Source organism: Escherichia sp. E10V10 (genome assembly GCF_004211985.1).
Classification (GTDB): Bacteria; Pseudomonadota; Gammaproteobacteria; order Enterobacterales; family Enterobacteriaceae; genus Escherichia.
In genome coordinates this window covers 117,597-132,743 of the sequence record NZ_RHJO01000029.1, presented here as the reverse complement: position 1 = coordinate 132,743, position 15,147 = coordinate 117,597, and the positions used below count along the sequence as shown (strand labels likewise).

The 15,147-nt window shown below is 53.2% G+C and carries 10 protein-coding genes; 6 read left to right on the top strand and 4 right to left on the bottom strand.

Annotation, left to right across the window (positions count from 1 at the left end; translation table 11 throughout):
• Positions 1 to 38 precede the first annotated feature (38 nt).
• A complete protein-coding gene (gene dcuC / locus D9736_RS21285; RefSeq protein ID WP_130223750.1) occupies positions 39 to 1,406 on the bottom strand; it encodes an anaerobic C4-dicarboxylate transporter DcuC in 1,368 nt (455 codons plus the stop codon).
• A 380-nt stretch (positions 1,407 to 1,786) separates the two neighbouring features.
• On the opposite strand from dcuC, the gene nanR reads away from it, so the two are divergent.
• The 6 genes from nanR to nanQ all read left to right on the top strand — a co-directional run bounded on the left by nanR (position 1,787) and on the right by nanQ (position 7,261).
• Positions 1,787 to 2,578, top strand: coding sequence for a transcriptional regulator NanR (gene nanR, locus D9736_RS21280; RefSeq protein ID WP_130204540.1), 792 nt, complete (start codon positions 1,787 to 1,789; stop codon positions 2,576 to 2,578).
• Between the two features lie 121 nt (positions 2,579 to 2,699).
• The gene (nanA, locus tag D9736_RS21275) at positions 2,700 to 3,593 is read left to right on the top strand and encodes an N-acetylneuraminate lyase (RefSeq protein ID WP_130219177.1); all 894 of its coding nucleotides are present in this window, start codon (positions 2,700 to 2,702) and stop codon (positions 3,591 to 3,593) included.
• 108 nt (positions 3,594 to 3,701) lie between these two features.
• A complete protein-coding gene (nanT, locus tag D9736_RS21270) occupies positions 3,702 to 5,192 on the top strand; it encodes a sialic acid transporter NanT (RefSeq protein WP_130223752.1) in 1,491 nt (496 codons plus the stop codon).
• 46 nt (positions 5,193 to 5,238) lie between these two features.
• Positions 5,239 to 5,928, top strand: a complete 690-nt coding sequence (locus D9736_RS21265; RefSeq protein WP_130259115.1) for an N-acetylmannosamine-6-phosphate 2-epimerase — start codon at positions 5,239 to 5,241, stop codon at positions 5,926 to 5,928.
• On the top strand, positions 5,925 to 6,800 hold the full coding sequence (nanK, locus tag D9736_RS21260; protein WP_130259114.1) for an N-acetylmannosamine kinase: 876 nt from the start codon (positions 5,925 to 5,927) through the stop codon (positions 6,798 to 6,800). Before D9736_RS21265 ends, nanK begins: the two co-directional genes overlap by 4 nt.
• Positions 6,797 to 7,261 (top strand): N-acetylneuraminate anomerase, encoded by a 465-nt coding sequence (gene nanQ / locus D9736_RS21255; protein WP_130259113.1) that lies wholly within the window; start codon positions 6,797 to 6,799, stop codon positions 7,259 to 7,261. Before nanK ends, nanQ begins: the two co-directional genes overlap by 4 nt.
• A 59-nt stretch (positions 7,262 to 7,320) precedes the next feature.
• Here the strand turns inward: nanQ and D9736_RS21250 are convergent, their stop codons facing one another.
• The 3 genes from D9736_RS21250 to gltB all read right to left on the bottom strand — a co-directional run bounded on the left by D9736_RS21250 (position 7,321) and on the right by gltB (position 14,523).
• Positions 7,321 to 8,448 carry a PDDEXK nuclease domain-containing protein gene (locus D9736_RS21250; protein WP_130259112.1) on the bottom strand — a complete coding sequence of 376 codons (1,128 nt, stop codon included), beginning with the start codon at positions 8,446 to 8,448 and terminating at the stop codon, positions 7,321 to 7,323.
• 183 nt (positions 8,449 to 8,631) lie between these two features.
• Positions 8,632 to 10,050, bottom strand: a complete 1,419-nt coding sequence (gltD, locus tag D9736_RS21245) for a glutamate synthase subunit GltD (protein ID WP_130259111.1) — start codon at positions 10,048 to 10,050, stop codon at positions 8,632 to 8,634.
• Between the two features lie 12 nt (positions 10,051 to 10,062).
• Positions 10,063 to 14,523, bottom strand: a complete 4,461-nt coding sequence (gene gltB, locus D9736_RS21240; RefSeq protein WP_130259110.1) for a glutamate synthase large subunit — start codon at positions 14,521 to 14,523, stop codon at positions 10,063 to 10,065.
• Positions 14,524 to 15,147 lie beyond the last annotated feature (624 nt).

The window sequence follows — 15,147 nt, the reverse complement described above, 5'->3', positions numbered from 1 at the left end:
AAACAGGCCCAGGTGGCCTGTTTTGTCGTTTTAAGGGCTTAATAAAATAGCGTAATTGTGGCGATCATATTCACCACGAATCCGACTGCCATTGGGATCGCAGTCCGCTTCACCACTTCAAAGGGCGAAACGCCTGCTATTCCTGAAGTTACTACCACTACCGCAGTAATCGGCGAAACTGCACGCGCCAGCGTTGTGGCAAAGTGCATCGGCATAATCATCACTACCGCGGGTACGTGCAGTCCAGCTGCGATATTCGGAATAAGGCTGGCAAATGACATAAATGGCGCATTGCCGGAGCCCATCACAATGGCACAAATGGCAATTACCAGCGCCATAATAATCATCACGCCAATGCCACCAAGGCCAGAATGCTCGGCGCCTTTGATAACCGCATCAACGGTGCCAATCGTCGTTAAGCCTTTCGCAAATATTTCACCCGCGACCACCAGCGTTACCACGTTGGCAAACTGCGTACCCATGCCGTCAAAAAACGCCTGCACATCGTCCATTGTTTCGCGCAAGTTATGCTTGCGGAAGAACTCAACAAACATCGTCACCGTCAAACTCAGTAACATCACCACCACCAGATGCAGTTCTGACTGCATCAGCCCGACGTGGGCGAGGAACAGCGAGCCGAGCATCAGGATTAACGGCATCACCGGTAAAATGGCGTAATAGAGCGGTGGGACATTGTTGAGATCCTTTTGCTCCGCCTGTTCGTGATTGATATTTTTATCTTTTTTGTCAAAAGCGCGTTGCACGAAAAAGTGGGAGATTGCCACTGAGAGAATGACACAAGAGGCGACCGGTAGCTGATAGTGGAAGAAGTAAGTGGCGATTTTCATTCCCGCTACCTGGGCGGCAAAAATGGAGTTCGTTTCCAGAATTCCCCACTCAATGGACATCGTGGTCGCTATAACCGCCACCGCAGAGAGGCGACTTACTCCCAGACTCACCAGCGTCGGAAATAACGTGACCATCAGTAACATACCCAGACCGGAGGCGCTGGTAATAAACTGCGCCATGATTTGACCGATGACGTAAGTTGCCGACAGTATGAGATACGGTGAGCGAATGAGCTTTAACGGGCGGCTTAACAAGCTCACCATCGCCCGACTGGCTCCTATGCGCTCCATGTAGCGGGCATAACCGCCCACCGCCATAATCGACAGCCCCAACCCGGCAATGCGGTTGGACAGCATGCGCAGGATTTCATTATAAATATCAACAATCAGATAGCCGCTGCTTTTGGCGGGGTCGAGTACACCCCCAAACCCTAACCAGACACCACACATCATCAGGAAGATACCCGCTGCGGCCAGCACCACCTGTGGTTTGTAATTTTTAAGGATCAAATAGCCCATCGTTATTAACACGATGACAGAAATAATTATGCCGAACATTGTTCAACTCCGTGTCAAAAGAATATGGTCAATCCCATTAACGGCAGATTGAAAACAATGATGTTATATTTTTTACAAGGCTATTTATGGTGTTGATGTCGAATTTTTTAATCGTAATAAAGAGAGTTTTTCATTATAAAATATATATTTATGATTATTTCGCAAGAACACATTCATAATATTCATAATGTCTATGAATATTCTTGTAAATAATTTAGCTGGGATGTTTTTATCTGCGTTATATTTATTTTTCGCAAAAGTTAATTATTAAATTAATTACGATAATGATGGTGTACGAAGAGTAAAACCCTTCGTTTCACCCTGCTTTCATTCCTGTGATAGGATGTCATTGATGATGTTAATCACACTGACCTTAAAGAATGGGCCTTATGAACGCATTTGATTCGCAAAACGAAGATTCTTCACCTGCAATTGGTCGCAACTTGCGTAGCCGTCCGCTGGCGCGTAAAAAACTCTCCGAAATGGTGGAAGAAGAGCTGGAGCAGATGATCCGCCGCCGCGAGTTTGGCGAAGGGGAGCAGTTGCCGTCTGAGCGCGAACTCATGGCGTTCTTTAACGTCGGGCGTCCTTCGGTGCGTGAAGCACTGGCGGCGTTAAAGCGTAAAGGTCTGGTGCAAATAAATAACGGTGAGCGCGCTCGCGTCTCGCGTCCTTCTGCGGACACCATCATCGGCGAGTTGTCCGGTATGGCGAAAGATTTCCTTTCTCATCCAGGAGGGATAGCCCATTTCGAACAGTTACGTCTGTTCTTTGAGTCCAGCCTGGTGCGCTATGCGGCTGAACATGCCACCGATGAACAAATCGATTTGCTGGCAAAAGCCCTGGAAATCAACAGTCAGTCGCTGGATAACAATGCCGCGTTCATTCGTTCAGACGTTGATTTCCACCGCGTACTGGCGGAGATCCCGGGTAATCCGATCTTTAAGGCAATCCACGTTGCCTTGCTCGACTGGTTGATCGCCGCGCGCCCAACGGTCGCCGATCAGGCATTGCATGAGCATAACAACGTCAGCTATCAACAACATATTGCGATCGTTGACGCGATCCGTCGCCACGATCCCGACGAAGCCGATCGCGCGTTGCAATCACATCTCAACAGCGTTTCTGCCACTTGGCACGCCTTCGGCCAAACCACTCACAAAAAGAAATAATGCCACTTTAGTGAAGCAGATCGCATTATAAGCGTTCTGTATGATGTGTTGCTTATTTGATCTGGTATAACAGGTATAAAGGTATATCGTTTCAACAGACAGCATCACTTCAGAGGTATTTATGGCAACGAATTTACGTGGCGTGATGGCCGCACTCCTGACTCCTTTTGATCAACAACAAGCACTGGATAAAGCGAGTCTGCGCCGCCTGGTTCAGTTCAATATTCAGCAGGGCATCGACGGTTTGTACGTGGGTGGTTCGACAGGCGAAGCCTTTGTGCAGAGCCTTTCCGAGCGTGAACAGGTAATGGAAATCGTCGCCGAAGAGGCGAAAGGTAAGATTAAATTAATCGCTCACGTAGGTTGCGTCAGTACTGCTGAAAGCCAACAGCTTGCGGCTTCAGCCAAACGTTATGGCTTCGATGCCGTCTCCGCCGTTACGCCGTTCTACTATCCTTTCAGCTTTGAAGAACACTGCGATCACTATCGGTCAATCATTGACTCGGCGGATGGTTTGCCGATGGTGGTGTACAACATTCCGGCACTGAGCGGGGTAAAACTGACTCTGGATCAGATCAATACACTGGTTACGTTACCTGGCGTAGGTGCGCTGAAACAGACCTCTGGCGATCTCTATCAGATGGAACAGATCCGTCGCGAACACCCGGATCTGGTGCTCTATAACGGTTACGACGAAATCTTCGCTTCCGGCCTGCTGGCGGGCGCAGACGGCGGTATCGGCAGTACTTACAACATCATGGGTTGGCGTTATCAGGGTATCGTGAAGGCGCTGAAAGAAGGCGATATCCAGACCGCGCAGAAGCTGCAAACTGAGTGCAACAAAGTCATTGATTTGCTCATTAAAACCGGCGTATTCCGCGGCCTGAAAACCGTCCTGCACTATATGGATGTGGTGTCTGTTCCGCTGTGCCGTAAACCGTTTGGTCCGGTAGATGAAAAATATCTGCCAGAACTGAAGGCGCTTGCTCAGCAGTTGATGCAAGAGCGCGGGTGAGTTTTTTCCCCTCGCTCGCCCCTACCGGGTGAGGGGAACTAAGCGCATCTGTACCCTACAATTTTCATACCAAAGCGTGTGGGCATTGCCCACCGCGGGAGACTCACAATGAGTACTACAACCCAGAATATCCCGTGGTATCGCCATCTCAATCGTGCGCAATGGCGCGCATTTTCCGCTGCCTGGTTGGGATATCTGCTTGATGGTTTTGATTTCGTTTTAATTGCCCTGGTACTCACTGAAGTACAAGGTGAATTCGGGCTGACAACGGTACAGGCGGCAAGTCTGATTTCCGCTGCCTTCATCTCTCGCTGGTTCGGCGGCCTGATGCTTGGCGCTATGGGCGACCGCTACGGGCGTCGTCTGGCAATGGTCACCAGTATCGTTCTCTTCTCGGTCGGGACGCTGGCCTGCGGCTTTGCGCCTGGCTACATCACTATGTTTATCGCTCGTCTGGTGATAGGCATGGGGATGGCGGGTGAATACGGTTCCAGCGCCACCTATGTCATTGAAAGCTGGCCAAAACAGCTGCGTAACAAAGCCAGTGGTTTTCTGATTTCAGGCTTCTCTGTGGGGGCCGTCGTTGCCGCTCAGGTCTACAGCCTGGTGGTTCCGGTCTGGGGCTGGCGTGCGCTGTTTTTCATCGGCATCTTACCGATCATCTTTGCTCTCTGGCTGCGGAAAAACATCCCGGAAGCGGAAGACTGGAAAGAGAAACACGGGGGCAAAGCACCGGTGCGCACGATGGTGGATATTCTCTACCGTGGTGAACATCGCATCGCCAATATCGTGATGACGCTGGCGGCGGCTACTGCGCTGTGGTTCTGCTTCGCCGGTAACCTGCAAAATGCCGCAATCGTCGCTGTTCTCGGGCTGTTATGCGCCGCAATCTTTATCAGCTTTATGGTACAGAGTACGGGCAAACGCTGGCCAACGGGCGTAATGCTGATGGTGGTTGTGTTATTTGCTTTCCTCTACTCGTGGCCGATTCAGGCACTGCTGCCAACGTATCTGAAAACCGATCTTGCTTATGATCCGCATACTGTCGCCAATGTGCTGTTCTTTAGCGGCTTTGGGGCGGCGGTGGGTTGCTGTGTCGGCGGCTTCCTCGGTGACTGGCTGGGAACGCGCAAAGCCTACGTTTGTAGCCTGTTAGCCTCGCAATTGCTGATTATTCCGGTATTTGCGATTGGCGGTGCAAACGTCTGGGTACTTGGTCTGTTGCTGTTCTTCCAGCAAATGCTCGGTCAGGGGATCTCCGGGATCTTACCGAAACTGATTGGTGGTTATTTCGATACCGATCAGCGTGCGGCGGGCCTGGGTTTTACCTACAACGTTGGTGCACTTGGCGGCGCACTGGCGCCGATCATTGGTGCGCTGATTGCTCAACGTCTGGATCTGGGCACGGCACTGGGATCGCTTTCGTTCAGTCTGACGTTCGTGGTGATCCTGCTGATTGGGCTGGATATGCCTTCTCGTGTTCAGCGTTGGCTGCGCCCGGAAGCATTGCGTACTCATGACGCTATCGACGGCAAACCATTTAGCGGTGCCGTGCCGTTTGGCAGCGCCAAAAACGATTTAGTCAAAACCAAAAGTTAATCCTGTTGCCCGGCCATGTGCCGGGCCTTTTGCTAAGGGAAGAAGTATGTCGTTACTTGCACAACTGGATCAAAAAATCGCTGCTAACGGTGGCCTGATTGTCTCCTGCCAGCCGGTTCCTGACAGCCCGCTCGATAAACCCGAAATCGTCGCAGCCATGGCATTAGCGGCAGAGCAGGCGGGCGCGGTTGCCATTCGCATCGAAGGTGTGGCAAATCTGCAAGCCACGCGTGCGGTGGTGAGCGTGCCGATTATTGGAATTGTGAAACGCGATCTGGAGGATTCTCCGGTACGCATCACGGCCTATATTGAAGATGTCGATGCGCTGGCGCAGGCGGGCGCGGACATTATCGCGATTGACGGCACCGACCGACAGCGTCCGGTGCCTGTTGAAACGCTGCTGGCACGTATCCATCATCACGGTTTACTGGCGATGACCGACTGCTCAACGCCGGAAGACGGCCTGGCATGCCAAAAGCTGGGCGCCGAGATTATTGGTACTACGCTTTCTGGCTATACCACGCCTGAAACGCCAGAAGAGCCGGATCTGGCGCTGGTGAAAACATTGAGCGACGCCGGATGTCGGGTGATTGCCGAAGGGCGTTACAACACGCCTGCTCAGGCGGCGGATGCGATGCGCCACGGCGCGTGGGCGGTGACGGTCGGTTCTGCAATCACACGTCTTGAACACATTTGTCAGTGGTACAACACAGCGATGAAAAAGGCGGTGCTATGACCACACTGGCGATTGATATCGGCGGTACTAAACTTGCCGCCGCGCTGATTGGCGCTGACGGGCAGATCCGCGATCGCCGTGAACTACCTACGCCTGCCAGCCAGACTCCGCAGGCGCTGCGTGATGCCTTATCCGCATTAGTCTCCCCGTTACACGCTCATGCGCAACAAGTTGCCATCGCTTCAACCGGGATAATCCGCGATGGCAGCCTGCTGGCGCTGAATCCGCATAATCTCGGTGGATTGCTACACTTTCCGTTAGTCAAAACACTGGAACAACTTACCGATTTGCCGACCATTGCCATTAATGATGCGCAGGCCGCAGCATGGGCGGAGTATCAGGCGCTGGAAGGGGATATAACCGAGATGGTGTTTATCACCGTTTCCACTGGTGTCGGCGGCGGTGTAGTGAGCAGCGGCAAACTGCTTACCGGCCCTGGTGGTCTGGCGGGACATATCGGGCATACGCTTGCCGATCCGCATGGTCCAGTCTGTGGCTGTGGACGCACAGGTTGCGTGGAAGCGATTGCTTCTGGTCGCGGCATTGCAGCGGCAGCTCAGGGGGAGTTGGCTGGCGCGGATGCGAAAACCATTTTCACGCGCGCCGGGCAGGGCGACGAGCAGGCGCAGCAACTGATTCATCGCTCCGCACGCGTGCTGGCAAGGCTGATCGCTGATATTAAAGCCACAACTGATTGCCAGTGCGTAGTGGTCGGTGGCAGCGTTGGTCTGGCAGAAGGGTATCTGGCGCTGGTGGAAACGTATCTGGCGCAGGAGCCAGCGGCATTTCATGTTGATTTACTGGCGGCGCACTACCGCCATGATGCAGGTTTACTTGGGGCTGCGCTGTTGGCCCAGGGAGAAAAATTATGATGATGGGTGAAGTACAGTCATTACCGTCTGCTGGGTTACATCCTGCGTTACAGGACGCGTTAACGCTGGCATTAGCTGCCAGACCGCAAGAAAAAGCGCCGGGTCGTTACGAATTACAGGGCGACAATATTTTTATGAATGTCATGACGTTTAACACTCAATCGCCCGTCGAGAAAAAAGCGGAATTGCACGAACAATACATTGATATCCAGCTGTTATTAAACGGTGAGGAACGGATTCTGTTTGGCATGGCAGGCACTGCGCGCCAGTGTGAAGAGTTCCACCATGAAGATGATTACCAGCTTTGCAGTACCATTGAAAACGAGCAAACCATCATCTTAAAACCGGGAATGTTCGCCGTGTTTATGCCAGGAGAACCGCATAAACCAGGATGCATTGTTGGCGAACCTGGTGAGATTAAAAAGGTTGTGGTGAAGGTTAAGGCTGATTTAATGGCTTAAAACTTAGTTCGTTTTAAAGATTCTGCAGACATCGTCTGCAGAATTCGAAACCGCTAAAATTAACGGCCTCTATAGCCTTCCTCTAGCACCGCCTGTGTTCGAACGAGTTCATCCGCGAGTCGTTTTTCATCAGGTAGCTGCATCTTATATTCACTTGCCAGAACGGTGTTAGGCAAACCTGCCAGAGCATAATGTGCTTCTCCGGCTCCTTTCTCTGCACAGAGAACCAGACCGATGGGCGGATTTTCATCCGGTAGCGTCCAGTGCTCTTTGGCGTAGTTGAGATACATATTCATTTGTCCGGCATCGCTATAGCTAAATTTGCCCACTTTTAGATCGACGATTAGCAGGCAGCGTAAACGGCGGTGGAAAAACAACAGATCGACCCGAAACCAGTTGTCATCAATGCGTAACCTTCGTTGTCGACCGACAAAGGCAAAATCATCCCCAAGTTCCAGCATGAAATCCATCAGGTGGTTGATCAGCGCCTCCTCAAAATCGGATTCTGAGTATTCATCTTTTAATTCCAGAAATTCGAGCACAAAGGGATCGCGTATCGCCTGCTGCGGAAGAATATGCGTCTCGGCAGGAGCGTGTTGTTGCAGCATGGCTGATTTGTCATGTGACAGTAGTGTCCGCTCATAAAACTGGGTCGCAATTTGCCGCTCTAGCTGGCGAACAGACCAGCCACAGCGGAGCGTCTCTTTTTCATAAAAGCTACGGGCGTCAGCGTTTTTAACGGAAAGTAGACGGACGTAGGTGGACCAGGGCAGAGGGAAAGATTTGGCAGACAGCGTCTGCCAAATCTTTGCCGATGGGAATTCTGCAGACGGTGTCTGCGGAATTCCCAATGGTGTTAATTCGCCAGACACTGTCTGGCGAATTTCAACATGTTGAAAAAAGAGGTAAAAAAGCCTCATTTGGCGTAAGTTTTTTGCAGAGAACCCACGCTTATACCTTAGACATAAATCCTTTGATAGTCGCTTGATTAGCTGCGCACCATACGCAGCCCTGGCCTCGCCACCTTGTTCAAATTCGACAATCCGTCGGCCAATTTCCCAGTACGTCGCGGTCATTAACGCGTTAACACTACGTACCGTTTCCGTCCGGGCGCTATCGACCAGGTGAATAATACCGTCGTGGATTTGCTGGTAGCCTGCTGTGGTTCCTTCTGAGAGCGATTCCATTATCTGTCCCTTTATATGGCGCTGTGTTGAATAATGGAATCAGCTATACGCCGGACCTCTGCCGGTAACAATCCAGGTGGGCGTATTACATTGGTTTTCTTCAGATTATGCGAGGCGCTTTCCAGAAAGAAAGGAGAATTTCAGCGCCGACTCTTTTCTGAGGAGGTGGCGCTGTGACAGAGCTTAAACTTCCAGCCAGTTCATAATACCGTCTGCCGCCTTACGGCCTTCAGCAATGGCGGTTACCACCAAATCCGAACCGCGGACGATATCGCCGCCAGCAAAGATTTTCGGGTTGCTGGTCTGGAAAGCGTTGTCGCTGCCTTCCGGGGCGATGATGCGGCCTTGTGAATCCAGCTCGACGCTGTGTTTTGCCAGCCATTCCATGTTGTGTGGACGGAAACCAAACGCCATGATCACCGCATCTGCCGGAACGATATGTTCTGACCCTGCCACAATCTCCGCGCGGCGACGGCCTTTGGCATCCGGTTCGCCCATTTTGGTACGCACCATTTTCACACCGCTGACTTTACCGTTGCCATTCACTTCTATACCCAGTGGCTGGACGTTGAATTTGAACTCAACACCTTCTTCCCGCGCGTTTTTCACTTCGCGGCGGGAACCCGGCATGTTCTCTTCATCACGACGATAGGCACAGGTAACGTGCTTCGCCCCCTGGCGTACAGACGTGCGCACGCAGTCCATCGCGGTATCGCCACCGCCAAGGACCACCACGCGTTTACCTTCCATGCTGACGAACGGTTCTTCACGAGTTTCACCAAAGCCCATTAACTGTTTGGTGTTGGCGATAAGGAACGGCAGCGCTGCGTACACGCCATCGGCGTCTTCGTTTTCCAGCCCGCCGCGCATTGACTGATAAGTCCCGACGCCAAGGAACACGGCATCGTAATCACTCAGCAGATCGTCCAGCTGTACGTCGCGGCCCACTTCGGTATTGAGTTTGAATTCAATACCCATGCCGGTGAAGATTTCACGGCGGCGCGTCATTACCTCTTTTTCCAGCTTGAAGGCCGGAATACCGAAGGTCAGCAAGCCGCCAATTTCCGGGTGACGGTCGAAGACGACCGCTTTTACGCCGTTGCGCGTCAGGACATCCGCACACGCCAGACCTGCCGGGCCTGCGCCGATAATCGCCACTTTTTTACCGGTCTGTTTCACGCCGGACATATCCGGACGCCAGCCCATCTCGAACGCTTTATCGTTGATATAGCGCTCAATGTTGCCGATGGTCACTGCGCCAAACTCATCGTTCAGGGTGCAGGAACCTTCGCACAGACGATCCTGCGGGCAGACACGTCCGCACACTTCCGGCAGGGTGTTGGTCTGGTGCGACAGTTCCGCCGCTTCAAAAATACGCCCCTCATTGGCGAGCTTCAGCCAGTTCGGGATGTAGTTGTGTACCGGACATTTCCACTCGCAGTATGGGTTGCCGCACGACAGGCAGCGGTCAGCCTGCGCTTTGGCCTGGCCTTCGGAAAACGGCTCGTAAATTTCAACAAACTCAATTTTGCGGATCTTCAGCGGTTTCTTTGGCGGATCAACGCGCTGCAGGTCGATAAATTGATAAACATTCTGACTCATTGTTGCTACCCCTTACTGCGCCTGCACGCGCAACTCTGCTGCGCTACGACTACGGTGACCCAGCAGTGCTTTTACATCACTGGACTTCGGTTTAACCAGCGCAAATTTAGTGGCGAAGGTTGACCAGTTCGCCAGAATCTCTTCACCGCGCTGAGAGCCAGTATGCTGAACATGCTCGGTGATAAGACCACGCAGATGCTCTTCATGGATCGCCAGATCGTCAACGCTTAAGACCTCGACCAGTTCCGGGTTAACGCGTTTGCGGAAATCGCCACTTTCATCGAGAACGTAAGCGAAGCCGCCGGTCATACCCGCACCGAAGTTAACGCCGGTTTTACCCAGAATACAGACAATACCGCCCGTCATATATTCACATCCGTTATCGCCAATGCCTTCTACCACGGTGATAGCACCGGAGTTACGCACGCCGAAACGTTCACCCGCGCGGCCTGCGGCATACAGACGACCACCGGTCGCGCCATACAGGCAGGTGTTGCCGATAATGCTTGCTTCATGGCTGCGGAAGGCTGAGCCAACCGGAGGACGAATGGCGATTAAGCCGCCCGCCATGCCTTTACCGACGTAGTCGTTGGCATCGCCGGTCAGGTACAGCTCTACGCCGCCTGCGTTCCACACGCCGAAGCTCTGGCCTGCGGTGCCGTTGAAGTACGCTTTGATAGGATCGGCAGCCAGCCCCTGATCGCCGTGCGTCTGGGCGATATAGCCTGAGAGCGACGCGCCGACAGAACGGTCGGTGTTGCGAATATCGAACCAGAAGGTTTTGCTCTGGCGCTCATCGACAAACGGTTTCGCCTGTTGCAGCAACTGCGCGTTCAGCAGGCCGTTATCAAACGGCGGGTTGTTTTCGGTGCAGTAGAGTGCCTTACCTGCATGTGGCTCGGCAGTCTCCAGCAGCTTCGACAGCGCCAGTTTCTGCTGTTTGGCGGTGAAACCGTCCAGCTCTTTCAGCAGGTCGGTGCGACCAATCAGATCCACCAGACGCGTTACGCCCAGCTGTGCCATCAGCTCGCGGGTTTCACGGGCGATAAACTCAAAGTAATTCGTCACCTTGAACGGCAGGCCGTGATAGTGATTCTTACGCAGTTTGTCGTCCTGAGTTGCCACACCCGTTGCGCAGTTGTTCAGGTGGCAAATACGCAGATATTTACAGCCGAGCGCCACCATCGGACCGGTGCCGAAGCCAAAACTTTCCGCGCCAAGAATCGCCGCTTTGATAATATCGACACCCGTTTTCAGGCCACCATCGACCTGCAAACGGATTTTATGACGCAAGCCGTTGGCAACCAGCGCCTGTTGTGTTTCAACAAGCCCCAGCTCCCACGGGCAGCCTGCGTATTTCACCGATGAAAGCGGACTTGCGCCGGTGCCGCCGTCATAGCCTGCGATGGTGATCAAGTCCGCATAAGCTTTTGCCACGCCAGTCGCGATGGTGCCTACGCCCGGTTCGGAAACCAGCTTCACGGAGATCATCGCTTTCGGGTTAACCTGCTTGAGGTCGAAAATGAGCTGCGCTAAGTCCTCGATGGAGTAGATATCGTGGTGCGGCGGCGGGGAGATCAGCGTCACTCCGGGCACCGAATAGCGCAGTTTGGCAATGTAAGGCGTGACTTTATCGCCCGGTAACTGACCGCCTTCGCCCGGCTTCGCGCCCTGAGCGACTTTAATCTGAATGACGTCGGCATTGACCAGATACGCCGGAGTAACCCCAAAGCGACCGGAAGCCACCTGCTTGATGCGCGACACTTTGTTGGTGCCGTAGCGCGCCGGATCTTCACCGCCTTCACCGGAGTTCGAGTTGCCGCCGATGCTGTTCATCGCTTCCGCCAGCGCCTCGTGGGCTTCCGGGCTTAACGCGCCGATAGACATCGCGGCGGTATCAAAGCGTTTAAACAGTTCGCTTGCCGGTTCAACATCAGCGATGTTGACCGCGTTTTCACCCGGCGTAATTGCCAGCAGATCGCGCAGCGTGGTTGCCGGACGCTCATTAACCAGCTTCGCGTATTCCTGATAGTCGCTGTACTCGCCGCTCTGGACCGCCTGTTGCAGCGTGCGCACCACGTCCGGGTTGTAGGCGTGGTATTCGCCACCGTGCACGTATTTCAGCAGGCCGCCCTGGCTGATGGGCTTACGCGCCAGCCAGGCACGTTTCGAGAGATTCAGTAGATCCTGCTGGAAGTCTTCAAAGCTTGCTCCGCCAATGCGGCTGACCGCCCCCTGGAAGCACAGGCCCACGACATCATCGTGCAGACCGACCGCTTCAAACAGTTTCGAGCAGCGATAAGAGGCGATGGTGGAGATGCCCATTTTGGACATGATTTTGTACAAGCCTTTGTTGATGCCGTTACGGTAGTTCAGCATCACGGTACGATAATTTTTGGCAATCGCCTGAGTGTCTACCAGACGGCCCAGCGTTTCATAGGCAAGGTACGGATAAATAGCCGTCGCACCGAAGCCCAGCAACACGGCGAAATGGTGCGGATCGCGGGCGCTGGCGGTTTCGACGATGATGTTGGCATCGCAACGCAGGCTTTGATCGACCAGACGAGTTTGGATCGCGCCAACCGCCATCGGGGCCGGAACCGGCAGGCGATCTTTAGCGATATTCCGGTCGGAGAGCACCAGCAGCACAGTGCCGCTACGTACCATTTTTTCGGCTTTGTCACACAGCTCTTTGACCGTCGCTTCGAGCGTGGTTTTGGTGACGTCAAAGGTGATATCCAGCGTATCTGCGCGGTAGTGCTCCTCTTTCATCGTCGTGAGCTGTTTGAAATCCGAGTAGAGCAGAATCGGCGATTTAAAGCTTAAACGGTGCGCCTGGCCCTCTGCTTCGCAAAAGACGTTCATTTCACGACCGATACTGGTGGCGAGTGACATAACATGCGCTTCGCGCAACGGGTCGATTGGCGGGTTGGTTACCTGGGCAAACTGCTGACGGAAGTAGTCGTAAATAATGCGCGGCTGACTGGAGAGCACGGCGAATGGAGTGTCGTCGCCCATCGAACCGACGGCTTCCTGACCGTTTTCGCCCAGCACACGGATTACAGAGTCCAGCTCTTCCGCGCTGTAGTTAAACTGTTTCTGGTAGCTGGCAAGCGTGTCGTCGTCCAGTTCGCGGCTACCCACTTCTTCATCGGGCAGATCTTCAAACGGTACCAGACGGCGGACGTTTTTCTCCATCCACTCTTTATATGGATGGCGGCTTTTCAGATCGTCATCGGTTTCTGCCGAGTGCAGAATACGCCCACTGCGAGTGTCGATTACCATCAGTTCGCCTGGCCCGACGCGGCCTTTTTCGACCACTTCGTCAGGCTGGTAATCCCAGATACCGACTTCAGAGGCGCAGGTGATGAGCTTATCTTTGGTGATGACGTAGCGCGCCGGACGCAGACCGTTACGGTCGAGGTTACAGGCGGCAAAACGACCGTCAGACATCACGATGCCCGCCGGACCATCCCACGGCTCCATATGCATGGAGTTAAAGTCGAAGAACGCGCGCAGTTCCGGGTCCATATCCGGGTTGTTCTGCCAGGCGGGCGGCACTAACAGACGCATAGCGCGGATGATATCCATCCCGCCAGCCAGCAACAGTTCCAGCATGTTATCCATCGAGCTGGAGTCAGAGCCGGTTTCGTTGACGAACGGCGCGGCGTCGTGCAGGTCAGGGATCAGCGGTGTCTGGAATTTATAGGTACGCGCACGCGCCCATTGGCGGTTACCTGTGATGGTGTTGATTTCACCGTTATGCGCCAGATAGCGGAACGGCTGCGCCAGCGGCCAGCGCGGTACGGTGTTAGTGGAGAAGCGCTGGTGGAACAGGCAAATGGCTGATTCCAGACGCAGGTCCGCAAGATCCAGATAAAAGCGCGGCAGATCCGCCGGCATACACAGACCTTTATAGATGTTCACCAGATTCGACAGACTACAGACGTAGAAGTCTTTGTCGGCTTCGAGACGCTTTTCAATGCGGCGGCGGGCGATAAACAGACGGCGCTCCATATCACGCGGACGCCAGCCAGCCGGAGCGTTAACGAAAATTTGCTCAATGCGTGGCAGAGAAGAGAGGGCGATTTCACCCAGCACGCCTTCGTTAGTGGGGACATCACGCCAGCCGACAATCGACAAGGTTTCGCGTTGCAGTTCTTCTTCAACGATGCGGCGTGCGGCAGCGGCGAGTTCAGGATCTTTATTCAGAAAGAGCATCCCGACGGCGTAGTTTTTTGCTAAACGCCAGCCGCGCTCCTGCGCAACGATGCGAAAAAAGCGATCCGGTTTTTGTAATAGCAGGCCGCAACCGTCACCGGTTTTACCATCGGCGAGAATCGCGCCACGGTGCTGCATTCGGGCCAGTGCGTGTATTGCAGTACGCACTACCTTGTGGCTAGGTTCGCCTTCTATGTGGGCGATCAGGCCGAAACCACAGTTATCCTTCTCAAGGGATTTATCGTACAACATATCAGTGAACCTCCCCAGGCTCTGCGGGAACCCCACTTCCGAACCGCTGCGCACGGGCACAGAAAGAGCGTGGCGACGGGGTTTGCGTGTCATACGCTTACCTCGCATTCGCCCCCTTTTTTGTCCTTTTCGCATCGGTTAATACGGTGAAGAGGGGATCTCAATTACTGCATAAATATGATGAGCAGGCTGCTCATCCAGAAAGCTTCCAGCGGATTTCCAACTTATCGGGAAAGCTGATACAGGTCAAATGGCAAGCTTATTGGTCTGGAAATGTGCTTTGGCGCAAAATTCTTTGCTAATTAATTGAAATTAAAGAATATATGTTCTTTGGGCTTAATGCGATGCTCATAAGGGAAACATTCAGTTCCTGACTGCCTTAGAGGCGTGATAGCCCTTATCCTGCCTTGAACAGGCAGAGAAGCCAGTATTTTATACTGCTTTAATCGGCAATGGCGTTTCATGCTACTGTTTTTGCCTAAAATCTATAAGGAGATAAAAAAATCCGATGCCAGATAAGCAAAAGTAATTCATGTTGTTCTGCATGGAATTTCATTAATTGTGATTGATTATGCAGTTGATAAAAGCAGGGCAGGGCGATTGATCCAGGTCATCGCCGAATTG

What these genes read in the sequence shown, in the direction of transcription:
- dcuC (WP_130223750.1), bottom strand. Translation starts at nt 1,406, where the DNA reads ATGTTCGGCATAATTATTTCTGTCATCGTGTTAATAACGATGGGCTAT.
- nanR (WP_130204540.1), top strand. Translation starts at nt 1,787, where the DNA reads ATGGGCCTTATGAACGCATTTGATTCGCAAAACGAAGATTCTTCACCT.
- nanA (WP_130219177.1), top strand. Translation starts at nt 2,700, where the DNA reads ATGGCAACGAATTTACGTGGCGTGATGGCCGCACTCCTGACTCCTTTT.
- nanT (WP_130223752.1), top strand. Translation starts at nt 3,702, where the DNA reads ATGAGTACTACAACCCAGAATATCCCGTGGTATCGCCATCTCAATCGT.
- D9736_RS21265 (WP_130259115.1), top strand. Translation starts at nt 5,239, where the DNA reads ATGTCGTTACTTGCACAACTGGATCAAAAAATCGCTGCTAACGGTGGC.
- nanK (WP_130259114.1), top strand. Translation starts at nt 5,925, where the DNA reads ATGACCACACTGGCGATTGATATCGGCGGTACTAAACTTGCCGCCGCG.
- nanQ (WP_130259113.1), top strand. Translation starts at nt 6,797, where the DNA reads ATGATGATGGGTGAAGTACAGTCATTACCGTCTGCTGGGTTACATCCT.
- D9736_RS21250 (WP_130259112.1), bottom strand. Translation starts at nt 8,448, where the DNA reads ATGGAATCGCTCTCAGAAGGAACCACAGCAGGCTACCAGCAAATCCAC.
- gltD (WP_130259111.1), bottom strand. Translation starts at nt 10,050, where the DNA reads ATGAGTCAGAATGTTTATCAATTTATCGACCTGCAGCGCGTTGATCCG.
- gltB (WP_130259110.1), bottom strand. Translation starts at nt 14,523, where the DNA reads ATGTTGTACGATAAATCCCTTGAGAAGGATAACTGTGGTTTCGGCCTG.